A 21,685-nucleotide genomic window follows, 5' to 3' on the forward strand; every position below is an offset into this window, starting at 1 on the left:
CTAATCTGTAGCTTCCTAACGATAATCACACACCATGAATTCACTTGCCTCACCTGCCCTGTTTACCCCGAGCTGGCACGCCGAGCTGGAGCTGGCCTACGCGCGCTTCGGCGATTGCACACGGCCGACCCTGCGCCGGCACCTCGGCCCATTGCGCGTGCAAAAGCACCTGTACGCCGAAGGCCCGGAAGTCTGCCAGCACATCGTCGTCCACCCGCCGGGCGGGATTGCCGGCGGTGATCGCCTCGACATCAGCGCCCGCGTCGAAGCCAACGCCTGGGCGCAGATCACCAGCCCCGGCGCAGCCAAGTGGTACCGCGCCGGAGGGCCGGCTTATCAACAACTCGATCTGCACGTGGCAGCCGGGGCGACGCTGGAATGGCTGCCGCAGGAAACCATCGTCTACAGCGCCGCGCAGGCTGAATTGAGTACGACCATAGACCTTGAGGGCGATGCGCGACTGTTCTACTGGGACGTCGTGGCGCTGGGCAGGCCGGCCAGTGGCGAGCGCTTCGACCTCGGGCACTTTCAGGCGCATCTGGATATCCGCCGCGACGGCCGCTTGCTCTGGCATGAACGCCAGCGCATCGTCGGCGCCGATGGCTTGCTCGATTCGCCGATCGGGCTGGATGGCCAGCCGGTGTTTGCGACGTTGCTGGTGAGCGGTGAAATTGATGCAGAACTCATGGAGCGCTGTCGCTCGCTGGGCCACGCAGTGCATGGGGATCTGACGCAGTTGCCGGGGTTGCTGGTGGCGCGGTGTCTGGCCTCTGAAGCATTACTCGCCCGTGCCTGGCTGATTGATTTATGGCGACTGCTCAGACCTGCGTTGCTCGGTCGCGAGGCTGTCGCGCCAAGAATATGGAGCACCTGAAATCCAGACCCCTGTAGGAGTGAGCCTGCTCGCGATAGCGGTGTGTCAGTCAAAAAATCTTCAAATGACACACCGCTATCGCGAGCAGGCTCACTCCTACAAGGGGACGCGTTTGCAACCCTGAACATTTTTTCAATCTGCCCTGATGGAACCCGAACCATGGACCTGACTCCACGCGAAAAAGACAAGCTGCTGATCTTCACCGCCGGCCTCGTTGCCGAGCGGCGTCTGGCCCGTGGCGTGAAACTCAATTACCCGGAAGCCATGGCCTATATTTCCGCGGCGCTGCTCGAAGGTGCGCGTGACGGGCAGACCGTCGCCGAGTTGATGCACTACGGCACCACCCTGCTCAGCCGCGAGCAAGTGATGGAGGGCATCGCGGAAATGATCCCGGAAATCCAGGTCGAAGCGACGTTCCCCGACGGCACCAAACTGGTCACCGTTCACCAACCGATCGTCTGAGGCGCGCCATGACTTATTCCATTCGCGATGCCGTCCATGCCGACCTGCCGGCGATCCGCGAGATCTACAACGACGCGGTGCTCAACACCACGGCGATCTGGAACGAGCAAGCCGTCGACCTCGGCAACCGCCAGGCGTGGTTCAGCGCGCGGCAGGCTCAGGCTTATCCGATTCTGGTGATCGTCGACAACGACGACGCCGTGCTCGGCTACGCATCGTTCGGTGACTGGCGCCCATTCGACGGCTTCCGCCACACGGTCGAACACTCGGTTTACGTGCGCAGCGATCAGCGCGGCAACGGCCTCGGCCCGCAACTGATGACAGCGCTGATCGAGCGCGCGAAAACCTGCGGCAAGCATGTGATGGTCGCCGCTATTGAAAGCGCTAACGCCGCCTCGATTCGTCTGCATGAGCGCGCCGGTTTCAGCATCACCGGGCAGATGCCGCAGGTCGGCACCAAGTTCGGCCGCTGGCTCGATCTGACCTTCATGCAACTGACCCTCAACCCGGGCGCGCAACCGCCTGACGCCGACAAGGAGTGACATCGATGAACGCCGCCCAGTTGCGCCGCGTCAACGCGGAAAGCTTTGCGCATTACCGCCAGGGCTTGATCAATCTGTTGCTCGACGCCGTCGGTTATGGCGCCAGCGTCGGCTTCATGGCTGACCTCGATGCAGCGCAGGCGCGCGTCTATTTCGATGAAGTGCAGGACAGTGTCAACAAGGGCAGCGTGCTGCTCTGGGTGGTGGTCAAGGACGAGCAAGTGCTGGCCAGTGTGCAATTGGGCCTGTGCCAGAAAACCAACGGCCGCAATCGCGCCGAAGTGCAGAAACTGCTGGTGCGCGAACACGCGCGGCGGCGCGGCCTCGGTCAGCAACTGATGCAGGCGCTGGAACTTGAAGCGCGCAAACACCAGCGCGGCCTGCTCTATCTCGATACCGAAGCCGGCTCGCCAGCGGAAGATTTCTATAAAGCGCTGGGCTACAGCCGCGCCGGGGAAATCCCCGACTACGCCTGCGACCCCCACGGCACGTATCGCCCGACCGCTCTCTATTACAAGATTCTGCAAGGAGCCCAGTGATGATTCCTGGCCAATACCAGATCCAGCCCGGCGACATCGAACTCAACGTCGGTCGCCGCACCGTCAGCCTGAAAGTCGCCAACAGCGGTGACCGGCCGATCCAGGTCGGCTCGCACTATCACTTTTTCGAAACCAACGACGCGCTGCTGTTCGACCGCGCCGCCAGCCGCGGCATGCGCCTGAACATTCCGGCCGGCACGGCGGTGCGCTTCGAGCCGGGGCAGAGCCGTGAAGTCGAGCTGGTGGATTACGCCGGACATCGCCGGGTGTTCGGGTTTGCCGGACGCATCATGGGTGACCTCTAAGACATTTGGTGACTTCAAGAAAGCTATCGCGAGCAGGCTCACTCCTACATGAGACCGCGATCCAAATGTAGGAGCGAGCCTGCTCGCGAAAGCGAGTAATGCGAGCGATCTCAAAAGCAATTGAATCCCAAGGCAAGCATATGAAAATTTCCAGAAGCGCCTACGCCGACATGTTCGGCCCCACCGTCGGCGACAAGGTGCGCCTGGCCGACACCGAGCTGTGGATCGAAGTCGAGAAAGACTTCACCACCTACGGCGAAGAAGTGAAGTTCGGTGGCGGCAAGGTCATCCGCGACGGCCAGGGTCAGAGCCAGCTGCTCGCCGCTGAAGTGGTCGACACGCTGATCACCAACGCGCTGATCATCGACCACTGGGGCATCGTCAAGGCCGACGTCGGCCTCAAGGACGGGCGCATTGCGGCGATCGGCAAGGCCGGCAACCCCGACGTGCAGCCCGACGTGACCATCGCCATTGGCGCCGGTACCGAAGTGATTGCCGGCGAGGGCATGATCCTCACTGCCGGCGGCATCGACACCCACATCCACTTCATCTGCCCGCAGCAGATCGAAGAAGCGCTGATGAGCGGCGTCACCACCATGATCGGCGGCGGCACCGGCCCGGCGACCGGTACCAACGCCACCACCTGCACATCCGGCCCTTGGCACTTGGCGCGCATGCTTCAGGCGGCTGACGCGTTCCCGATGAACATCGGTCTCACCGGCAAGGGCAACGCCAGCCTGCCGGAACCGTTGATCGAACAGGTCAAGGCCGGCGCCATCGGCCTCAAGCTGCACGAAGACTGGGGCACCACCCCGGCGAGTATCGACAACTGCCTGAGCGTTGCCGATCAGTTCGACGTGCAGGTGGCGATCCACACCGACACCCTCAACGAATCCGGCTTCGTCGAAACCACCCTCGGCGCGTTCAAGGGCCGCACCATCCACACCTATCACACCGAAGGGGCTGGCGGCGGGCACGCACCCGATATCATCAAGGCCTGCGGCTTTCCCAATGTTCTGCCGAGCTCGACCAACCCGACCCGGCCGTTCACGCGCAACACCATCGACGAACACCTCGACATGTTGATGGTCTGCCACCACCTCGACCCGAGCATTGCCGAGGACGTCGCGTTTGCCGAAAGCCGCATCCGCCGCGAAACGATTGCCGCCGAAGACATTCTTCACGACCTCGGCGCATTCTCGATGATCAGCTCCGACAGCCAGGCCATGGGCCGTGTCGGCGAAGTCATCACGCGCACCTGGCAGACCGCCGACAAGATGAAAAAACAGCGCGGCCCGCTGCCACAGGACGGCGAAGGCAACGACAACTTCCGCGCCAAACGCTACATCGCCAAGTACACCATCAACCCGGCGATCACCCATGGCATCAGCCATGAAGTCGGCTCGGTGGAAGTCGGCAAATGGGCCGATCTGGTGCTGTGGCGTCCGGCGTTTTTCGGCGTAAAGCCAACGCTGATCCTCAAGGGCGGGGCGATTGCCGCGAGCCTGATGGGCGACGCCAACGCCTCGATTCCGACCCCGCAGCCGGTGCACTACCGCCCGATGTTCGCCAGTTACGGTGGCTCGCTGCATGCCACCAGCCTGACCTTTATCAGTCAAGCGGCGCAAGACGCCGGATTGCCCGAAGCATTGGGTTTGAAGAAGAAAATCGCCGTGGTCAAAGGTTGCCGTGACGTGCAGAAAACCGACCTGATCCACAACGATTACCTGCCGGACATCGATGTCGACCCGCAGACCTATCAGGTCAAGGCCGACGGCGTGTTGCTGTGGTGTGAGCCGGCGGAAACCTTGCCAATGGCGCAGCGTTACTTCCTGTTCTGATGGCGGTTGCGCTGTCGGAAACGGACGCTCGTCCATTCCCGGCAGCGCGGCCTGATCAGTCAGGGAACGCCCACGACATCTGTTGTTCGCTGTAGTTGTAATCCAGACGCAGCTCGGTGCCTGCGGGGATGTCCTGCGAAGCGAACAGCGTGTTCAGAATAAAGTCGCGGGTCACCTGTTTATCGCCAACCCATTGTTGCGCCTCGATATCGAACGGCACGGTTTCCACGTTATAGCCATTCGGTGCCTGGCGAATCGGCTTGCCTGCTTCGTTGTATTCGAAATTGGAGTTGATCCGGGAAATGATGTTGTCGCCCAGGACCGCCAGCGGATCAGGCAGCATTCGCCCCGGGCCATATTGCAGACGCATCCCGGCGAGCATGCTGAACGTTTGTTCATAAGGCCGCACGAACCTTGCCGGCGTGATGACACCGCCGTAGACGCCGATGGCCTCGCCCTTGGCGATGCGCCGATTGGCCACCACCATGGACTGGCCGATCAAGGCCTTTTCACCGGGGACTTTCGCGTCGGCCTCGGTAAACACGCGCCATTGCAGCTTCTCCTCGTAGAGCATCGCCACGTCTTCATAACCTTCGTACCTGATGTAGGGCTTGATCTGTTCGGAAGTGAACTGATCGCCGTTTTCAAAGCGCACTTTGGTCTGCAGCTTTCGAATGCGGATCGGTCTGCCGGCAACGTCACGTAGCGGATATTTGCCATTGTTGGCGCGGTTGTAAGTGCCCAACTGGTTACCGAGAAACGAATAGCGCGTCTCGCTGCGCATCGTGCTCAGTTCCTGTGCCGTGTAGGGTTTGATCGGCATGGATTCGGAGGCGAGGAAAAACTCTTCCGATCCCCCGTCATCGGTGCGCGGCAGCTCCTCCAGGGCCATTTCGAACTCGTCGACACTGCGACGAGGCGAGCGACGACTCTTGCGCGGCATGACAGCCTGCGGCGTGGAAATGGTGAAATCCTGCAACGGATACCAGTGATTGCTGGCTGCGTCATGCGCCAGCACCGGCCCTGAGGCTTGCAGCTCGCTCGCCAGCCGCGCCCGGTGCAGACCGGTTTGCGCATCGACAGCGAGCAACACCGTGCCGCCTCCCTGAACATCGGCGTAGCGCCGCCCCTTGAACGTGCGGATGCCGTCCGCATCGGCATCGGGCAAGGTGATCGAGGCGGGAATCAGGTAGTCCCGCAGCGCGGAGACGTCAGTGCTGGCAGTTTCAGCAGTAGTAGACGTGGATGCATGCACCTGCACCTTTGAGGCCGATGCCGCTTGCGAAGACTCGGCGGTGCTGCCGGCAGCTTCAGGCGTATCGTCCGGCGTCCGGCGAGTCACGGGGTCAGGCGTGAAGCGGGCTGTATCCGCTCCGGATGGCGTCGAATCAACCGGCGTGCGTGGCCGCGGGGGCACGTCGACACGGGTCGTGCCGGGCGTTGGCGGTTTGGGTTTGACTGGCATGCGTACATTTCCTTGTAAGAACTGCGCAGCGCCACGCTGAGAGTAGCGCTACGTTAATCGGCGTCCATTGCCGGTCCTCAGCGAAAGCTAGCAGAGCGCTTAGCCCGTTCAAACCAGAGAAATGTGTGCAAACAATAACCTGATGTTGCCGCCCTACTCGACCAGCAAGCGCCCCAGGCGCTGGCGCAACATGCGGTTTTCGGCGCGCAGTTCGCGCACTTCCTCGAGCAGGTCCAGCGCCAGGGCGACGCCTTCCCATTCCAGCTCCAGGTCGCGCCGCAACTTGGCGGCGCGTTTGGCCAGGGTCAGTTCGTAATCGGTGAAGCGCCATTCGCGCGGCGGCCCGCCCTGAGGTTCGAGGATGCCGTGTTCGACGATCTCGATCACGTAGACGTCCGACAGATCGGCTGCCTCACAGAATTCTGCCATGTCCAGTTGAACGCTCAGGGGGGTGCTCATGATGGGCTACTCCGTCGTCGAATTCAGAAGTTCTCTCGCGGGTTGAACGCGGCTTTTCTCGCCAGTTCCTGCCACAGCGCCTTGACCTCATCGTCGGCCGCTTTCGGCATCACTGCCTTGAGTTGCACAAACAGATAACCGCGCTCGCCGTTCTTACTCTTCAGGCCGTGGCCCTTGGCACGCATGCGCTGGCCGTTCTGGCTGCCGGCCGGCACCTTGAGGTTGATCTTGCCGGTCAGCGTCGGTACCGCGACTTCGGTGCCCAGCGCCAGCTCCCATGGTGCCAGCGGCAAGGTGATGATCAGGTTGTCGCCTTCGACATCGAATTTGGGGTGCGGCGCAAAGCGAATGGTCAGGTAAAGATCGCCATTGGCCCCGCCGCCGACACCCGGCGCGCCCTGGCCCTTCAAGCGGATGCGCTCGCCATCGGCAACGCCTGCCGGAATCTTCACGTTGAGGCTCTTGCTGGTATTGCTGACGTGCTGGCCGTGCGCGTTGTATTGCGGCACCTGGAAGGTGACCTTCTTCGACTCGTTCGACAGGGTTTCCTCAAGAAACACCGGCAATTCCATTTCCACGTCCTGCCCTCGCCGCCCACGGGATTGCCGGCCTTCGCCGCCACCGAAACCGGGGCCGCGATTGCCGAAGATCGAACTGAAGAAGTCCGAGAAGTCGCCAGTATCGGCACCACCGCCGCCGAAGCCGCCACGGCTCTGCCAGCCCGGTGGCCCCTGGAAGGGCTGACCGTGCTGGCCATAACGGCGCAGTTCGTCGTATTCGGCGCGCTTGTCGGCGCTTTTCAGCGCTTCATAGGCTTCCGAGGCGTCTTTGAATTTGGCCTCGGCGTCCTTTTCCTTGCTGACATCGGGGTGGTATTTGCGCGCCAGCTTGCGATAGGCCGCCTTGATCGCCTTGTCGTCCGCTGTCGGCTCCACGCCGAGTATCTTGTAATAGTCTTTGAAGTCCATTGAAGGATCACCATCCGTTATCGATTTCGCGCCGTTGCCAGCCTGCGCCCGATTGGCACGTGCCGGGTTGACCGATCTCAAGGTTGTGACCGGGTGGCGCCGCAGAAGTTTATCGGCAGTGGACGGCGGTTCTGTTGACCGCCGGTGTATCTGCCGGCCCATGCCAGCAAGTTTGGGGCAAACCGCGAGGTTTCAAGGCAACCGGGATGCGAAATAGCAGATGACCGGCCTTCGAATCTGGCGCGCACTGACATACACTGCGCGGCCGTTTTTTTGACCGGAACCGAAAGACATGAAAGACGCCTCTCCAGCCCGTGCCTGCGGCATCGACTTCGGCACGTCCAACTCCACCGTCGGCTGGCTGCGCCCCGGCATGGACACCATGATCGCGCTGGAAGACGACAAGATCACCCTGCCCTCGGTGGTCTTCTTCAATATCGAGGAACGCCGTCCGGTCTACGGGCGCCTGGCGCTGCACGAGTATCTGGAAGGCTACGAAGGCCGGCTGATGCGCTCGCTGAAAAGCCTGCTCGGTTCCAAGCTGATCAAGCACGACACCAGCGTGCTCGGCACGGCGATGCCGTTCAAGGACCTGCTCGGGCTGTTCATCGGCCAGCTCAAAAGCCGCGCCGAAACCGCCGCCGGTCGCGAATTCGAGCAAGTGGTGCTGGGGCGCCCGGTGTTTTTCGTCGATGACGACCCGCTGGCGGACCAGGACGCCGAAGACACCCTGGTCGAGGTCGCTCGCAAGATCGGTTTCAAGGATGTGTCGTTCCAGTACGAACCGATCGCTGCGGCGTTCGATTACGAGTCGACCATCGAGAAAGAAGAACTGGTGCTGATCGTCGACATCGGCGGTGGTACCTCCGACTTCTCGCTGGTACGCCTGTCGCCCGAACGCCGCGCGATGGATAACCGTCACGACGACATCCTCGCCACTGGCGGCGTGCACATCGGCGGTACCGACTTCGACAAACAGCTGAGTCTGCAAGGCCTGATGCCGCTGTTTGGCTACGGCAGCCGGATGAAAAGCGGCGCCTACATGCCGACCAGCCACCATATGAACCTGGCGACCTGGCACACCATCAACTCGGTGTACTCGCAGAAATCGACGTTGGCGCTGGGCAGCATGCGCTACGACATCGAAGACACCGGCGGCATCGACCGGCTGTTCAAGCTGATCGAACAGCGCGCCGGGCACTGGCTGGCAATGGAAGTCGAAGAAACCAAGATCCAGCTGACCCACACCGACAGTCGCCATGTGCCGCTGGACCGTATCGAAGCCGGTTTGAGCGTGGAACTGACGCGGGCGCTGTTCGAATCGTCGATCGATGCGTTGCTGGAACGGGTGCGCGGCAGTGTCACGCAATTGTTGAGCGATGCCGGTGTGGCGGTCGATCAGGTCGATACGGTGTTCTTCACCGGCGGCTCCAGCGGCATCCCGGCACTGCGCAACAGCGTCTCGGCGATGCTGCCGAAAGCGCGGCATGTCGAAGGCAATATCTTCGGCAGCATTGGCAGCGGCCTGGCGATTGAAGCCCGTAAACGGTATGGCGTTTAGCGCCAGCTACAAGCTTTAAGCTGCAAGCGACAAGTAAGAGCAAAAGAAAAAACAAGAGCCGCTGCAGCTTTTGCTTTTGCTTTTGCTTTTACTTGCCGCTTGAAGCTTGCAACTCAAAGCTGCTTTTCAAACCATTCCTCCAAGCTTCAATTCGCTCTTCAGGTACGCGTAATAAATCGGCCCCGCCACCACTCCCGGCAAACCGAACGCGGCTTCGAACACCAGCATCGCCAGCAGCAACTCCCACGACTTCGCACTGATCTGCCCACCGACGATGCGCGCGTTGAGGAAGTATTCGAGCTTGTGGATAACGATCAGATAACCCAGCGCCGCAACGGCCACCCAGATCGACAGCGAGAGGCCGACGATGGTGATCAGCGTGTTGGAAATCAGGTTGCCGATCACCGGCAGCAGGCCGAGCAGGAAGGTCAGCACGATCAGAGTCTTGGTCAGCGGCAACTTGATCCCGAACATCGGCAGGACCACTGCAAGAAAGATCCCGGTGAAGAAGGTGTTGAGCAGGGAAATCTTGATCTGCGCGAAGACGATGTTGCGAAACGCCTGCACCAATAGATGCAGACGATCAAACAGGGCCGCAGCCAGTGGCTTGCGTTTGGTCACGTCGGGAATGCGTTGCAGGGCAATGATCGCGCCGAGCACCATGCCGATCAGCAGCGTGACGAACATGTGTGCGGCGTCCTTGCCGACCAGTTGCAGGTCGGACAGATGTTTGCCCAGCCATTCACCAATCGCTACGCGAAACTCCGCCGCGCTGGCTGGTAGATAAGCATCGATGAACGGCGGCAACTGCCCGCGCGCACGATCGACCACGCCCATGAATTTATCGAGGGAAGCGCCGGGGTTTTCCGCTTCGTGTAACAGAAAACTGATCGCGCCAGCGAAGATCAACGCCAGCACACTCACCACCAGCGTGCCCAGCAACGCCACCGCCAGCCATCGCGCTCGGCGGCCTTCGATCAAGCGTTGCAACTGCGGGGTGAGCATGTTGACCAGCTCGAACACCAGCAACCCGGCCAGCAGACTCGGCAACAAGCGCAGCGGCAGCACCAGCAGCAAACCGCCGAAAATGATGATGCAACTGACCCAGAACACGACATGACGCTGAGAAAACGTTGGCATACAGCCTCAAAACGAACGGCGTAAAAGGATGGGCAGTCTGCCAGCGATCCGGGGAGAGCACTAGGGATATGCGGGGTTTCGGATTTTCGCGCATGGCTTGCGAATTTTTCCCTCACCCTGGCCCTCTCCCAGAGGGAGAGGGGACCGACCGCGTTGTTCCAAAACCCTCATCGAGCTGCACTACCCAGTCGATTATGGATTCGATGGAGCATTCTCAGGTCGGCGCATTTCCTCATCATCCCCCGATCAGTCCCCTCTCCCTTTGGGAGAGGGCTAGGGTGAGGGTCAATCTGGAGACGATCACATTATTGGGCTACCCATCGCACCGCTTATTTCTTCTTCAGACAATCACTCATGAACGCCTTGCGCGCATCGCCGGTCAGCGCCTTGGTTTTCGCGTCGGCATTGCAGGTGCTCATCTTCTGCTGCTGCGGGGTCAGGACCTTGCCGTCGTTCGCTGCCGGGGTGGCCTTGAGGCAGGTGCTCATGAAAGTCTTGCGCTCGTCGCCTTTCAGGCTTTTGGCGGTCGCATCGGCATTGCAGGTAGTCATCTTGTTCTGTTGCGCCGTGGCGGCGAAACCCTGGGAACACAGGAGCAGACCGATCATCAACAAAGGCACACGCAACATCTTCATGGAGTTTTCTCCTGGTTGCCGCACCGATGGATGCGGCCTTGGCTGGAGTGTAGCCAAATCCTGTTACACCTTCCTGCCTTCCAGGTGGCTGCGGCGATATTGTTCCGGCGTGCACCCCGCCTGGCGGGCGAACATGGCGATGAACGCCGAGCCGCTGCTGTAACCGAGATCAAAAGCGATTTCCTGCACGCTGCGTGCGGTTTCCAGCGCCTCGATGGCGGCGAGGTAACGCAAGCGCTGGCGCCACTCACCGAAACTCATCCCCAGCTCGCGAACAAACTGCCGGGCCAGCGTGCGCTCGCTGACATGCACCTGCAGCGCCCAGTGGGCCAGCGGCTGATTATTGCCCGGCTCAGCTTGCAGCCTGTCGAGAATCGCCAGCAAGCCGGGGCTGCTGGCGTACGGCAGGTAGCATTCGTGCACAGGCGCCTGCTGCAGCTGATCGACCAATACCTGGGCCAGGCGCTGATCGGCATCCAGTTGCGGGATCTTCACATCTCGGGCGGCGAAGTCCTTGAGGATCGCCTTTAGAATATCGCTGATCGCCAGAGTACAAGCCCGCGCCGGCAACTCGGCGCAGACCTTGGGATCTAGGCACACCGCGCGATAGTTGACCGGTTGATGGCTATAGAAACTGTGTTCGACCTGCGGCGGCACCCACACGGCGTATTGCGGCGGTGACATGAAGCGGTTGCCGTCGACATCCATGTGCAGCACACCGTGCGCCGCGTATTCCAGCGTGCCCCACGGGTGTCGATGCGGCGCGGCAAATTCGTGAGCATTGAAATCGGCGTAGCGAAAGTACACCGCCGACGGCAGTTCGCTGAAATCCAGCAGATCGATGTGTTTGCTGTTCATGCTGTCCGGTTGCAGTGGCAATTTGTCCGGTTCGCAGTATAGGGCTGCATCCAGACAAGCGATAATCGCCGTTCATCAACGTACTGGTTTCAAACTCATGCAATACGCATTTCCACTGCTGGCGATTTTTATCTGGGCCGGAAATACCGTGATCAACAAACTGGCGGTCGGGGCGATTTTCCCGGCCGAGATCGGTTTCTACCGCTGGCTGCTGGCGGGCCTGCTGTTCACCCCGTTCATGTTCAAAGCGGTGATCGCGCACTGGCCGCAGATTCGCCTGAATCTTGGCAGGATTTTCGTTCTCGGGGTGCTGGGCATGGCGGTCTATCAGAGCCTCGCCTACTTTGCCGCGACCCTGACCACTGCGACCAACATGGGCATCATCCTCTCGCTGATGCCGCTGATGTCGCTGGCCATGGCGATCATCAGCCTCGGACAACGTTTGACTGCCGGGGCGCTGGTCGGCGCGGTGCTGTCGTTCGCCGGGGTATTGGTGGTGGTGTCGTCCGGCAGCCTCGGCGCCCTGCTGCAACACGGGGTGAATCTGGGCGACGCGATGATGCTGATCGCCACGCTGGCTTACGCGATCTACAGCACGCTGCTGAAAAAATGGCAGCTGCGTTTGCCACCGCTGGTGCTGTTGTATTTGCAGGTACTGGTGGCGATCGTCGTATTGTTTCCGCTGTACGCCGCTTCGCCGAAAACCGGGTTGACCGCGCAGAACATTCCGCTGGTGCTGTATGCCTGCCTGCTGGCATCAATGCTCGCGCCGCTGGCGTGGATGCAGGCGGTGCAGCGCCTCGGCCCGAGCCGCACGACGCTGTTCTTCAACTTGCTGCCGTTGATTACCGCGCTAATTGCGGCGGTGGTGTTGAAGGAGCAGTTGGCGATGTATCACCTGGTCGGCGGGTTGCTGACGTTGGGAGGAGTGGTTTTGTCGGAGCGCTGGACCACGGTGCTGGGGCGCAAAATCAACGTCGTCTGATCCGGCCCTATCGCGAGCGGCTCACTCCTGCAATTGGAATGCGTTTCCTGTAGGAGTGAGCCTGCTCGCGATGAACGATAACGCGGTATCCCTGCTAACACCCGGCCGCCTCCAGCCGCGCCGCATGCTCGACAAACAGCGTTACCGGATCCGCGCCCTTGCCGACCAGCCCCAACGACTGGTTGACGATGTCGAAGTGGTCCAACGGAAAGTCATCGCCAATCACCGTGCCCAGATGCGAGCTGTAGCGCCCGACCATGCCGTCGCACTGTCCCGGCTCGCGCACGAAGGTTTTCGCAAACAAGCGGCAGCTGCGATTCGTCCCGTCGAACAGATTGCCGCCCCGATCAGTCTTGCCCGGCTGCAACGTTCCCGACCACGAGTAATAGCGCACCCCATTGACCTCCTCCGGTCCGTGCCCGCCCCAGGTTGGCGGCAAGCCCTGTGGATAACGCTGATTGAACAGCGCCACGCCCGCCGTGGTCAGCGAATGGTGCGAGGCGTGAATATCCACGGGCAGTTTCGGCCCGTGGTAGCCACTATCGAGCAAAGCCATGAGCCAGCCGACCAGGCGCAGCAGGGCTTTGAGCAGGCGGCCCCGGGCGCTGTCGGCGGGATAATGTTTTTCCAGATAGTCAGCCAGTTCCGAACCGTGATTCGGCCCGGCCACGGACGTCACCGAGGCGACCAGATCCGGGCGTTTCGCCGCCACATAACGCGCGGTCAGCGCCCCTTGGCTGTGGCCGAACAGATTGACCTTGTCCGCGCCAGTCTCGCGCAGGATTTCATCGATTCGCGCCAGCAACTGCTCACCACGCATCTCTGTCGAATTGAGCGGCGACACTTGCACGGCAATCACCGTCGCCCCCGTGCGGCGCAACGCCTTGATGATGCCGTACCAATACGGGTAGAACACCAGCCGGACGAACCCGAGCATGCCCGGCACCAGCACCAGTGGATAACGTGTCGACATCGGCGGACATCCTTGTGGTCGGTAAGTGAATGCGCGGTGTGCAAAACGCTCGCCAAGCATCCACGCGGATCATGACAACTCGACCACCAGCCTACTTCAGGCCCACCACCCCCGCCACAATCAGCCCCACCGAGAGCAGTTTGACCAGGGTCAGGCTCTCGCCCAGCAGGGCGAAACCGAGAAACACCGTGCCCAGCGAGCCGATTGCAGTCCAGATCGGATACGCGATGCTCACCGGCAAGTCACGCATCGCCAAGGTCAGGAAGTAAATCCCGCCGACCGCCGCAACCACGGTGATCAACGAAGGCCATGGGCGAGTGAAGCCTTCGGCGTACTTCATGCCCATGGCGAACGTCACTTCAAACCCGGCAGCGACCAGCAAGAACAGCCAGGCCATCAGAACGTCCGGGCCAGGTCGAGCAGCCGTTGCTCGGCCTCTGCCACCGAGACCGCGAAGGAGCGCTCGGCAGATTCCTCGCCTTCGGCGGCGACAACCGTGACGTCATCGATGCCGACGAAACCCAGCACCGTGCGCAGCCATGGATCAGCGTGATTCAACGCCTCCAGCTCGCCGCCCGGCCCGAAGCCAAAGCCACCGCGACTGGTGACAATCAGAGCTTTCTTGCCCTGCAACAGAGGCGTGTACTGGGCGACGCCGTTGTCCAGCGTGTGGTCGAAGGTCAGCCCCAGACGCACAATCTGATCGACCCAGGCCTTGAGGCCGCTGGGCACATTGAAGTTGTACATCGGCGTGGAAATCAGCAGCAGATCATGGTCGAACAGTTCACCCACCAACGCGTCACTCAACGCCAGATCCGCCTGCATCACCAACGGTCGCGCCTCGGGCTCGGGAAAAAACGCCGCCGCCACAAACGCCTCGCTGACCGCCGGAATCAGCGCTCGCCCCACCTCACGGCGAGTCACCTGCGCCCCCGAGTGACGCGCCTGCCAGGCACTCAAAAACCCTTCCGCCAGCCGCCGCGAAGTCGACCGCTCACCCCGCGGACTGCCGTGCACCACAAGAATCCTGCTCATCTATAAATCTCCTGACTAGAATCTAACCACTTGACGCTTGCAGCTTGAAGCTGGCCGCTGCTTCATTTCAAATGAGCAAAAATCAGTCGGGATGAATTGATTTCATCCATGGAGTTGCCCATGTTCGCCTCGTTGCCGCTGACCGCCCTGCGTGCTTTTGAATCAGCCTCCCGGCTGCTGAGCTTCAAGGCTGCTGCCGAAGAGCTTTGCGTCACGCCTACTGCGATTTCTCATCAGGTCCGCGCCCTGGAGGATTGGCTTGGCGTCGCGCTGTTCGAGCGCCTGCCGCGCCAGGTGCGCCTGACCGAGGGCGGCGAGCGTCTGTTCCGCAGCCTGCACGGCGCGCTGCTGGAGGTGGCGCAATGCGTTGATACCCTGCGCCCGCAACGCAGCGGCAGCAGCCTGACGCTGTCGACCACGGCCGCGTTCGCCGCGCTGTGGCTGGTGCCGCGGCTCGGGCGTTTCTATGCGCAGCATCCGGATATCAATGTGCGCCTCGACACCCACTGCGAAGTCATCGATCTGCATCAGGACGCCAGCGTCGATCTGGTGCTGCGCTACAGCCTCGACGACTACCCGAACCTGTATGGCCTGTGCCTGTTCGATGAGTCGTTCGGCGTCTACGGCTCGCCCGAGCAGGTGGCGCTGGCCGCGCGGCGCACGCCGACGCTGATCAGCGTGCACTGGTACAACTCGAAGCTCTACGCGCATGGCTGGCAGGCGTGGTGCGCAAAGTCTGGCGAGAACTGGCTGAGCCCGACACCGGCCATCCGCGAATACGACGAAGAGCATTACGCCCTGCAAGCGGCGATCGCCGGACAAGGCCTGGTGCTGGCGAGCAATATTCTGGTTTCGCAAAGCATCGCCAGCGGTGTGCTGGTGCCGTACCGCGGCGAGGTGCAGGTCGATGGCGCCGGCTACAGCGCCTTGTGCGTGCCGGGCCGCGAGCGGCATCCGCCGGTGCGGGCCTTTTTCGCCTGGTTGCGTGAAGAAGCGCAGCGCTCCGGGTTGACGCCACGGTCGGCGAAAATCGCGTAAAACTTTTCGCCGCGTGCGTCACTCACAGCATGGGTAGCGACCGCGTCAGCAGAACGTGGCGCTTATCGGATTAGCCTCCTGGAGAGACTCACATGAGCGACGACCTGCACTTGTCAGATGTACAAACCCTGCGCGAACGGGCGCGCCAACACGTCGAAAACGGCGCCGTCACCGAGAGCTACAGCGCCAACCGCGAAGAAGTGCTGCGCTTGCTCAACGAATCGCTGGCCACCGAGCTGGTGTGCACCTTGCGCTATAAACGTCACTACTTCATGGCCACCGGCCTGAAAGCCAAAGCAGCCGCCGATGAATTCCTTGAGCATGCAGTGCAGGAAGCCGAGCACGCTGATCGCCTGGCCGAGCGCATCGTGCAACTGGGCGGTGAGCCGGAGTTCAATCCGGACGTACTGTCGCGGCTGTCTCACGCGCAATACGTCGCGGGCAATACGCTCAAGGAAATGGTTTACGAAGACCTGGTGGCCGAGCGGATCGCCATCGACAGCTACCGCGAGATCATCCAGTACCTCGGCGACAAGGACCCGACCACCCGGCGTATCTTCGAAGACATTCTGGCCCAGGAAGAAGAACACGCCGATGACATGGCGGACATTCTGAAAGACCTGTAACCCCCCAGGCTGATGCGGATCGTTCCCACGCTCTGCGTCCGCTGTTGGGACGCGGAGCGTCCCGGGCTGCATTCCCACGCGGAGCGTGGGAACGATCAACCGCCATCGCGAGCAGGCTCGCTCCCACAGGTTGAAATGCATTCCCCTGTAGGAGTTAGCCTGCTCGCGATGGCGTATTTGTAGGCGCTGAAAAAATTACCGGGTCGGTTTAACAGTGACCGGCGCCTTGCCCTGCTTCATCTGCTCCAGCAACGGCGCGCACTGGTTCGGCTCGCCGCCGCTCGGCGCGACCAGCGCCAACAGCCCGGCCGCCGGAGCAGCGATCACACCCAATGCAACCATGCCCGCGCCACGCAACATCAATGGCACAGCCTTAACCCCGGCATCCGGCTTGATGAACTTGCCGCGCACATACAGCGGCGAGCGCAGCGAGATCAAGCGCCAACCCTTGGATTCCGGCGTCACCGTCAGGTCCAGTTGCTCGGTGGCCATGTTCGCTGTGCCGTCGATGTAGATAATTGCGTTCTCGGTATCGAAGACGAACAACTGCGTCGTCGCCAGCCCGGTCTTGATATCAAAGTCGGCAGCAGCGCAATTGATCTTCACTTCCTTGTCGCCAAAGATCTTGCCGACTACGTAATTGCCGACGTTGAGCCCGGCCAGCTCCATCAACTCGCGGCTGATCGCGCCATCATTGATCAACATCTTCAACTTGCCGTTGGCACCACCCAGCAGCTTAGCCACCGAATTGCCGCGACCGCTGATATCGGCGTCGCCGTTGAGCTCACCGAAACTGGTCTTCATCGGTTCGAAGGTCGGGAACAGCTCCTTGAGCTTGAATTTGCGCGCGGTCAAGCGGGCCCGGCCCTCGAGCGGTTCGGTGCGACCGTTGAGGCGGATCTGCGCATCCAGATTGCCGCCGGCCACGCCAAAGCGCAGCGGCTCAAGGCTAAGTTCGCCGTCGTCGAGTTTCAGATGGGTATAGAGGTCGGTGAATGGCAGCTTTTCGCTGTGCACGATGCGCTTGCCGGTGAATTCGACGTCAGCGTCCATCGCGCGCCAGCGATCGGTCTTGAATTCCTCGACCGGCAGCACCTTGTCGGTCGGTTGCTTGCTCGCACCGCCACGGGCCTTTTGCTCGGTGTTGGAGTCAGCGCCAATCAACGGCGCGAGATCGGCGAACAGCAATTGATTGGAGAGCAGCGCGCCGCTGAGTTTCGGCCGTGGCTGGCTGGCGACATAGGTCAGGTCGCCATGAATGTCGCTGTCGCCGATCTTGCCGTTGAATTTCTCGTAGGTGAACTTCGCCCCTGCCTCGTCATGCAGCTTGGCGATCAGGTGGCCATCGGTGGAATACGGCGGCGTGTCCGGCAGGGTCACGCCGGTCAGCGGGTAGAGATTGCCGAGGCTGGCGCCGGCGAGTTTCAGGCGCAAGTCGAGAGCGCCGAGGTTGAGCGGGTCGGTCAGGGTACCCGCCAGTTCGATGCGGGTGTCGCCGATCTGCGCCTGCGCCTGCAACGGGAAGGGTTTGCGCGCGTCCTGCAACGCCAGCAGCCCGCCGATCTTGCCCTGGCCGGTCAGGTTCTGGCCGTGATACTGGCCTTTGACCTTCAGCGCAAAGGCATAATCCTGCGGCGCGCCGCCCTTGTCCTGCGCGGTTTTCGCCGCTTTGGCGCCGACGATGTCGCTGTACGGAATCGGCCTGCCGAGCGGATCGATCAGCACATCGAGGCGGGTCTTGAGGGTCTGATCATCAAGGGTGACGTGGCCCTTGTCGAAACCGATGGCGCCGATGTCGACCACCCAGTTCGACGGTTCGGCGTTGGGGTCTTTCGGGTCGAACTTGAACACCCAGTTGGCGCGACCGTCGGCCAGGCGTTGCAGCTCGGCGTTGGGTTCGGTCAGGTCGATGCGCGGGATCACCACGCGCTGCGCCAGCAAGGCCAGCGGCGAAATGCGCAGCTCGACCTTTTTCAGGGTGACCATCTGCGCCTGTTTCGACCAGTCCGGGTTGCCCAGGCTCAGATCCTCGGCAACCACGTGCGGCCACGGCACCCAGGCGCGCCAGCCGCCTTCTTCAGGCTCGCGCTGCCAGATCACCGCCAGGTTGCCATTGATGGCAAACGTCCGATGCAGCTCTTCGGAGACTTTGCTGTTGATCGTGGGTTTGATCCGGTTCCAGTCGAAAAACACGATGATCAGAATCAGCACTGCCAACAGCAGTACGAGAGTGGCGAAGGTCCAGCTGAAGATTTTTCCAGTGCGCGTCATGCACAAAGCTCCTGATCACGACCGCACGCCTGGATCCCGACGTACAGTTTGAAACGGCAGACCGAAGCGGCCCTCATGCAGTCTGTGACTGGCGAAAGGCCCGCAGGTTTAATTGAAAGGCAGTTTAAGCCATAAAAAGGCCGGCAAATCTGACCGATCGGTCGAGCAGTGTTACCGCGACCCGCACTTTTGCGAGGCGCGATTGAGTCGAAAATACCCACCTCGGTGCAAAACTGCCGGCCGCAAAGGCCCGTCCTAGAGCCCTCGCAGCGAACAATCAATTCTGTTGATTATTACCATTGCGTTTATGAACTTTTATATCGACTTATCGAGAGTAGCATTGCCCTCGTACCCACTTTATCGCCCTCCCAAGGAGCAACCCATCATGAAACGCCAATTACTGCTCAGCCTTACCCTGTCGATGCTAGCCAGCACTGCTTTCGCTCTGCCCGCTGCCGATCAAGCGACTCCGCAAGTCAAATCCAGCCACGCTGTGTTCAGCCAGACCGTAGCCGCCGATGGTTCCGACCGCACCCCACAAGGCCAGACCCTGGCTGAAGGCGGTCGTGATCGCCTGGAAGAGAAAGGTCTGGTGCAAGACGGTTCGGATCGCACCCCACAAGGTCAAGCTTTGGCCTCCGACGGTAGCGAGCGCACCCCACAAGGTCAGACCCTGGCGTCCGACGGTAGCGACCGCACTCCACAAGGTCAGACCCTGGCCTCCGACGGCAGCGACCGTACTCCACAAGGCCAAACCCTGGCTGACGATGGCTTCGATAAAACCCCACTGGGTCAGGCAATCGCCGAAGGCGGCGGTGACCGTGTGATCGAACGCAACAGTGCCTTGAGCTAAGCCCATGGCGGCCTCGAAAAAAAGCCCAATCCCCGGATTGGGCTTTTGACTTTTCTGCCCCGCTGCAACGCCTGCCCCACCTTCTCCCGTTCGACGCCGGCAAAGCCGATTTGCTAGAGTGCGACGCTTGTCCTGCCAAAGAACACGTCCTGCGATGCTGCCCCGCGCCGAACAGAAACAACAGACCCGCAACGCCCTGATGGACGCTGCCCGCCACTTGATGGAAAGCGGCCGCGGTTTCGGCAGCCTGAGCCTTCGTGAAGTCAGCAAAACCGCCGGCATCGTGCCCACCGGTTTCTATCGACACTTTGCCGATATGGACGAACTGGGTCTGGTGCTGGTCAGCGAAGTCGGCCAGACCTTCCGCGAAACCATCCGCCTGGTGCGCCACAACGAATTCGTCATGGGCGGTATTATCGATGCCTCGGTACGGATCTTTCTCGACGTGGTCAGCGCCAATCGCTCGCAATTCCTGTTTCTGGCCCGCGAACAATATGGCGGTTCGCTGCCGGTGCGTCAGGCGATTGGCCGCTTGCGCGAGAACATCAGCGCCGACCTCGCCGCAGATCTGGCGTTGATGCCCAAACTGCAGCACCTGGACATCGCCGGCCTGAGCGTGATGGCCGACCTGATCGTCAAATCAGTATTCGCCACCCTTCCAGACATCATCGACCCGCCGGCAGAAGCCTTGCCCGAGCATCTGACCCCGCAAGCGAAGATCACCCAGCAACTGCGCTTCATCTTCATCGGCCTCAAGCACTGGCAAGGGTTGGGCAGTACCGAATAACCGCCGCCGCCCCCATCTCTATGTAGGAGTGAGCCTGCTCGCGATAGCGGTATGCCAAGCGAAGCATCTCTACCTGACATACCGCTATCGCGAGCAGGCTCACGCCTACAAAGGTGCAGCAGCGCCGCATTGATTTGGTGCATGACAAAATCTTCATGCACCAAAACCTTCCAGAAACCTCCCGCCTGTTGAAAGATCAGCCTCGCGCCGACAGCCATTTCCTACAGATCGGCCGATTGGCGCGGCCCTTGCTCTAGCCTGATCATTGTCCATTGCTGGAAGATTTCCGATGCTGGTGATTCACCGCAGAATCGACCCTCAACCCGTCTGGGCCGCCGAGTTGCACCTGACCTTCGAAGCGCGCAGCAAGAGCCGTTTGCGCTGTTTCAGTGCTGAGGGCGAAGACGTCGGGTTGTTTTTGGAGCGCGGCCAGCCGCCGCTGTTTGACGGCGAATGCCTGCAAGCCGAAGACGGGCGCATCGTGCGCGTCTGCGCCCGCCCCGAGCAACTGCTGCACGTTACCTGCGCCAACGCGTTTGAACTGACCCGCGCCGCCTATCACTTGGGCAATCGTCATGTTGCCCTGCAAGTCGGCGATGGCTGGTTGCGCCTGCTCGATGATTACGTGCTCAAGGCCATGCTCGAACAACTGGGTGCGCAGGTCGTTGCCATCGAAGCACCGTTCCAACCGGAACACGGCGCCTACGGCGGCGGCCATCACCATTCACGCCATGGCGACGAAGACTTCAATTACGCGCCGAAACTCCATCAGTTCGGCGTTCGCCTGTGAATCCGGCCTGGGCGCTGCTGCGCCTGGCCAGTCCGCAGTTGCCGATTGGTGGTTACAGCTATTCGCAGGGCCTGGAAATGGCGGTGGACAACGGCCGGGTCAACAACCCCGACAGCGCGCGCCGCTGGATCAGCGATCAGTTGCTGCTCAACCTCGCGCGCTTCGAAGCGCCGCTGCTGCTTGCACATTGTCAGGCGGCCGCCGATGAACACTGGGCCGAGCTGCTGCAGATTTGCGAACGCCATCGCGCCAGTCGCGAAACCCGCGAGCTGCATCTGGAGAGCCGGCAGATGGGCTACTCGTTGCAGCAATTGCTCAACGGCCTGCCGGAGCTCGACGCACCCGCGCGTTGCTTCCTTGAGCAATGCGCCGAACCCCATCTGGCCCTTGGCTGGGCACTGGCCGCGCGTGCCTGGCAGATCAGCCCGCAGGATGCCCTCGCCGCGTGGCTGTGGAGCTGGCTGGAAAACCAGCTCGCGGTGCTGATGAAAACCCTGCCGCTGGGCCAGCAAGCCGCGCAGCGCCTGACCAGCGAACTGCTGCCGCTGCTGCAACAAGCGCAGCAGGACGCGACCCGCATCGATCCTGATCACCTCGGCGGCGCCGCATTCGGCCTGTCACTGGCGTGCATGGCCCATGAGCGCCAGTACAGCCGCCTCTTTCGCTCTTAGGAGAAAC

Annotated in this window: 24 protein-coding genes; 14 read left to right on the forward strand and 10 right to left on the reverse strand. The window is 61.4% G+C overall.

The window, feature by feature from the left end; genetic code table 11:
* Positions 1–34 precede the first annotated feature (34 nt).
* The 6 genes from J3P93_RS24555 to ureC all read left to right on the forward strand — a co-directional run bounded on the left by J3P93_RS24555 (position 35) and on the right by ureC (position 4,563).
* Entirely contained in the window at positions 35–874 is an 840-nt protein-coding gene (locus J3P93_RS24555; RefSeq protein WP_434592838.1) for an urease accessory protein UreD, read from the forward strand.
* A gap of 159 nt (positions 875–1,033) precedes the next feature.
* A complete protein-coding gene (ureA, locus tag J3P93_RS24560; RefSeq protein WP_042608931.1) occupies positions 1,034–1,336 on the forward strand; it encodes an urease subunit gamma in 303 nt (100 codons plus the stop codon).
* A gap of 8 nt (positions 1,337–1,344) precedes the next feature.
* Positions 1,345–1,878 carry a GNAT family N-acetyltransferase gene (locus tag J3P93_RS24565; RefSeq protein WP_434592841.1) on the forward strand — a complete coding sequence of 178 codons (534 nt, stop codon included), beginning with the start codon at positions 1,345–1,347 and terminating at the stop codon, positions 1,876–1,878.
* A 5-nt stretch (positions 1,879–1,883) separates the two neighbouring features.
* Positions 1,884–2,417, forward strand: a complete 534-nt coding sequence (locus tag J3P93_RS24570; RefSeq protein WP_434592844.1) for a GNAT family N-acetyltransferase — start codon at positions 1,884–1,886, stop codon at positions 2,415–2,417.
* On the forward strand, positions 2,417–2,722 hold the full coding sequence (locus tag J3P93_RS24575; RefSeq protein WP_090280934.1) for an urease subunit beta: 306 nt from the start codon (positions 2,417–2,419) through the stop codon (positions 2,720–2,722). The genes J3P93_RS24570 and J3P93_RS24575 overlap by 1 nt, the downstream gene beginning before the upstream one ends.
* A 140-nt stretch (positions 2,723–2,862) precedes the next feature.
* Positions 2,863–4,563 (forward strand): urease subunit alpha, encoded by a 1,701-nt coding sequence (gene ureC, locus J3P93_RS24580; RefSeq protein ID WP_093105250.1) that lies wholly within the window; start codon positions 2,863–2,865, stop codon positions 4,561–4,563.
* A 55-nt stretch (positions 4,564–4,618) separates the two neighbouring features.
* On the opposite strand, the gene J3P93_RS24585 is transcribed toward ureC, so the two are convergent.
* From J3P93_RS24585 to J3P93_RS24595, 3 genes are all read right to left on the reverse strand, one after another.
* Positions 4,619–6,028, reverse strand: coding sequence for an SET domain-containing protein (locus J3P93_RS24585; RefSeq protein ID WP_434592848.1), 1,410 nt, complete (start codon positions 6,026–6,028; stop codon positions 4,619–4,621).
* 153 nt (positions 6,029–6,181) lie between these two features.
* Positions 6,182–6,487 (reverse strand): chaperone modulator CbpM, encoded by a 306-nt coding sequence (locus tag J3P93_RS24590; protein WP_090280925.1) that lies wholly within the window; start codon positions 6,485–6,487, stop codon positions 6,182–6,184.
* A gap of 23 nt (positions 6,488–6,510) precedes the next feature.
* Positions 6,511–7,455, reverse strand: a complete 945-nt coding sequence (locus tag J3P93_RS24595; protein ID WP_434592852.1) for a DnaJ C-terminal domain-containing protein — start codon at positions 7,453–7,455, stop codon at positions 6,511–6,513.
* Between the two features lie 292 nt (positions 7,456–7,747).
* On the opposite strand from J3P93_RS24595, the gene J3P93_RS24600 reads away from it, so the two are divergent.
* On the forward strand, positions 7,748–9,016 hold the full coding sequence (locus J3P93_RS24600) for an Hsp70 family protein (protein WP_434592855.1): 1,269 nt from the start codon (positions 7,748–7,750) through the stop codon (positions 9,014–9,016).
* 126 nt (positions 9,017–9,142) lie between these two features.
* On the opposite strand, the gene J3P93_RS24605 is transcribed toward J3P93_RS24600, so the two are convergent.
* From J3P93_RS24605 to J3P93_RS24615, 3 genes are all read right to left on the reverse strand, one after another.
* Positions 9,143–10,156, reverse strand: a complete 1,014-nt coding sequence (locus J3P93_RS24605; RefSeq protein ID WP_203420543.1) for an AI-2E family transporter — start codon at positions 10,154–10,156, stop codon at positions 9,143–9,145.
* Positions 10,157–10,485: 329 nt separating this feature from the next.
* A complete protein-coding gene (locus tag J3P93_RS24610) occupies positions 10,486–10,791 on the reverse strand; it encodes a PsiF family protein (RefSeq protein ID WP_090280913.1) in 306 nt (101 codons plus the stop codon).
* Positions 10,792–10,854: 63 nt separating this feature from the next.
* A complete protein-coding gene (locus tag J3P93_RS24615) occupies positions 10,855–11,649 on the reverse strand; it encodes an AraC family transcriptional regulator (protein ID WP_090280910.1) in 795 nt (264 codons plus the stop codon).
* 97 nt (positions 11,650–11,746) lie between these two features.
* On the opposite strand from J3P93_RS24615, the gene J3P93_RS24620 reads away from it, so the two are divergent.
* Positions 11,747–12,634 carry a DMT family transporter gene (locus J3P93_RS24620; protein ID WP_434592860.1) on the forward strand — a complete coding sequence of 296 codons (888 nt, stop codon included), beginning with the start codon at positions 11,747–11,749 and terminating at the stop codon, positions 12,632–12,634.
* Between the two features lie 94 nt (positions 12,635–12,728).
* Here J3P93_RS24620 and J3P93_RS24625 read toward each other — a convergent pair whose 3' ends face one another.
* The 3 genes from J3P93_RS24625 to J3P93_RS24635 all read right to left on the reverse strand — a co-directional run bounded on the left by J3P93_RS24625 (position 12,729) and on the right by J3P93_RS24635 (position 14,642).
* Complete coding sequence (locus tag J3P93_RS24625) at positions 12,729–13,607, reverse strand: alpha/beta fold hydrolase (protein ID WP_434592863.1); 879 nt, start codon at positions 13,605–13,607, stop codon at positions 12,729–12,731.
* Between the two features lie 91 nt (positions 13,608–13,698).
* Positions 13,699–14,004, reverse strand: coding sequence for a DMT family transporter (locus tag J3P93_RS24630; protein WP_206414766.1), 306 nt, complete (start codon positions 14,002–14,004; stop codon positions 13,699–13,701).
* Positions 14,004–14,642 carry an FMN-dependent NADH-azoreductase gene (locus J3P93_RS24635; protein WP_434592867.1) on the reverse strand — a complete coding sequence of 213 codons (639 nt, stop codon included), beginning with the start codon at positions 14,640–14,642 and terminating at the stop codon, positions 14,004–14,006. The genes J3P93_RS24630 and J3P93_RS24635 overlap by 1 nt, the downstream gene beginning before the upstream one ends.
* A gap of 108 nt (positions 14,643–14,750) precedes the next feature.
* On the opposite strand from J3P93_RS24635, the gene J3P93_RS24640 reads away from it, so the two are divergent.
* A complete protein-coding gene (locus J3P93_RS24640) occupies positions 14,751–15,680 on the forward strand; it encodes a LysR substrate-binding domain-containing protein (protein WP_434592870.1) in 930 nt (309 codons plus the stop codon).
* A gap of 92 nt (positions 15,681–15,772) precedes the next feature.
* On the forward strand, positions 15,773–16,306 hold the full coding sequence (locus tag J3P93_RS24645; protein ID WP_090280893.1) for a ferritin-like domain-containing protein: 534 nt from the start codon (positions 15,773–15,775) through the stop codon (positions 16,304–16,306).
* A gap of 195 nt (positions 16,307–16,501) precedes the next feature.
* On the opposite strand, the gene J3P93_RS24650 is transcribed toward J3P93_RS24645, so the two are convergent.
* Positions 16,502–18,577 carry an AsmA family protein gene (locus J3P93_RS24650; RefSeq protein ID WP_434592873.1) on the reverse strand — a complete coding sequence of 692 codons (2,076 nt, stop codon included), beginning with the start codon at positions 18,575–18,577 and terminating at the stop codon, positions 16,502–16,504.
* A gap of 385 nt (positions 18,578–18,962) precedes the next feature.
* On the opposite strand from J3P93_RS24650, the gene J3P93_RS24655 reads away from it, so the two are divergent.
* The 4 genes from J3P93_RS24655 (at position 18,963) to J3P93_RS24670 (ending at position 21,678) form a co-directional block, all read left to right on the forward strand.
* Positions 18,963–19,430 (forward strand): hypothetical protein, encoded by a 468-nt coding sequence (locus J3P93_RS24655; RefSeq protein ID WP_434592875.1) that lies wholly within the window; start codon positions 18,963–18,965, stop codon positions 19,428–19,430.
* Positions 19,431–19,584: 154 nt separating this feature from the next.
* Entirely contained in the window at positions 19,585–20,217 is a 633-nt protein-coding gene (locus tag J3P93_RS24660) for a TetR family transcriptional regulator (protein WP_093105297.1), read from the forward strand.
* A 289-nt stretch (positions 20,218–20,506) separates the two neighbouring features.
* Entirely contained in the window at positions 20,507–21,007 is a 501-nt protein-coding gene (ureE, locus tag J3P93_RS24665; protein WP_090280878.1) for an urease accessory protein UreE, read from the forward strand.
* The gene (locus tag J3P93_RS24670) at positions 21,004–21,678 is read left to right on the forward strand and encodes an urease accessory protein UreF (protein WP_434592879.1); all 675 of its coding nucleotides are present in this window, start codon (positions 21,004–21,006) and stop codon (positions 21,676–21,678) included. Before ureE ends, J3P93_RS24670 begins: the two co-directional genes overlap by 4 nt.
* The last annotated feature ends 7 nt before the right edge of the window (positions 21,679–21,685 follow it).

This window comes from Pseudomonas sp. R3-57, assembly GCF_051132065.1.
Lineage (GTDB): Bacteria > Pseudomonadota > Gammaproteobacteria > Pseudomonadales > Pseudomonadaceae > Aquipseudomonas.

Coding starts and splice junctions, on each gene's coding strand:
- J3P93_RS24630 (WP_206414766.1), bottom strand. CDS start 14,004: ATGGCCTGGCTGTTCTTGCTGGTCGCTGCCGGGTTTGAAGTGACGTTC.
- J3P93_RS24640 (WP_434592870.1), top strand. CDS start 14,751: ATGGAGTTGCCCATGTTCGCCTCGTTGCCGCTGACCGCCCTGCGTGCT.
- J3P93_RS24570 (WP_434592844.1), top strand. CDS start 1,884: ATGAACGCCGCCCAGTTGCGCCGCGTCAACGCGGAAAGCTTTGCGCAT.
- J3P93_RS24585 (WP_434592848.1), bottom strand. CDS start 6,028: ATGCCAGTCAAACCCAAACCGCCAACGCCCGGCACGACCCGTGTCGAC.
- J3P93_RS24635 (WP_434592867.1), bottom strand. CDS start 14,642: ATGAGCAGGATTCTTGTGGTGCACGGCAGTCCGCGGGGTGAGCGGTCG.
- J3P93_RS24575 (WP_090280934.1), top strand. CDS start 2,417: ATGATTCCTGGCCAATACCAGATCCAGCCCGGCGACATCGAACTCAAC.
- J3P93_RS24565 (WP_434592841.1), top strand. CDS start 1,345: ATGACTTATTCCATTCGCGATGCCGTCCATGCCGACCTGCCGGCGATC.
- J3P93_RS24645 (WP_090280893.1), top strand. CDS start 15,773: ATGAGCGACGACCTGCACTTGTCAGATGTACAAACCCTGCGCGAACGG.
- J3P93_RS24650 (WP_434592873.1), bottom strand. CDS start 18,577: ATGACGCGCACTGGAAAAATCTTCAGCTGGACCTTCGCCACTCTCGTA.
- J3P93_RS24610 (WP_090280913.1), bottom strand. CDS start 10,791: ATGAAGATGTTGCGTGTGCCTTTGTTGATGATCGGTCTGCTCCTGTGT.
- J3P93_RS24620 (WP_434592860.1), top strand. CDS start 11,747: ATGCAATACGCATTTCCACTGCTGGCGATTTTTATCTGGGCCGGAAAT.
- J3P93_RS24555 (WP_434592838.1), top strand. CDS start 35: ATGAATTCACTTGCCTCACCTGCCCTGTTTACCCCGAGCTGGCACGCC.
- J3P93_RS24595 (WP_434592852.1), bottom strand. CDS start 7,455: ATGGACTTCAAAGACTATTACAAGATACTCGGCGTGGAGCCGACAGCG.
- J3P93_RS24590 (WP_090280925.1), bottom strand. CDS start 6,487: ATGAGCACCCCCCTGAGCGTTCAACTGGACATGGCAGAATTCTGTGAG.
- J3P93_RS24660 (WP_093105297.1), top strand. CDS start 19,585: ATGCTGCCCCGCGCCGAACAGAAACAACAGACCCGCAACGCCCTGATG.
- ureC (WP_093105250.1), top strand. CDS start 2,863: ATGAAAATTTCCAGAAGCGCCTACGCCGACATGTTCGGCCCCACCGTC.
- ureA (WP_042608931.1), top strand. CDS start 1,034: ATGGACCTGACTCCACGCGAAAAAGACAAGCTGCTGATCTTCACCGCC.
- ureE (WP_090280878.1), top strand. CDS start 20,507: ATGCTGGTGATTCACCGCAGAATCGACCCTCAACCCGTCTGGGCCGCC.
- J3P93_RS24655 (WP_434592875.1), top strand. CDS start 18,963: ATGAAACGCCAATTACTGCTCAGCCTTACCCTGTCGATGCTAGCCAGC.
- J3P93_RS24625 (WP_434592863.1), bottom strand. CDS start 13,607: ATGTCGACACGTTATCCACTGGTGCTGGTGCCGGGCATGCTCGGGTTC.
- J3P93_RS24600 (WP_434592855.1), top strand. CDS start 7,748: ATGAAAGACGCCTCTCCAGCCCGTGCCTGCGGCATCGACTTCGGCACG.
- J3P93_RS24605 (WP_203420543.1), bottom strand. CDS start 10,156: ATGCCAACGTTTTCTCAGCGTCATGTCGTGTTCTGGGTCAGTTGCATC.
- J3P93_RS24615 (WP_090280910.1), bottom strand. CDS start 11,649: ATGAACAGCAAACACATCGATCTGCTGGATTTCAGCGAACTGCCGTCG.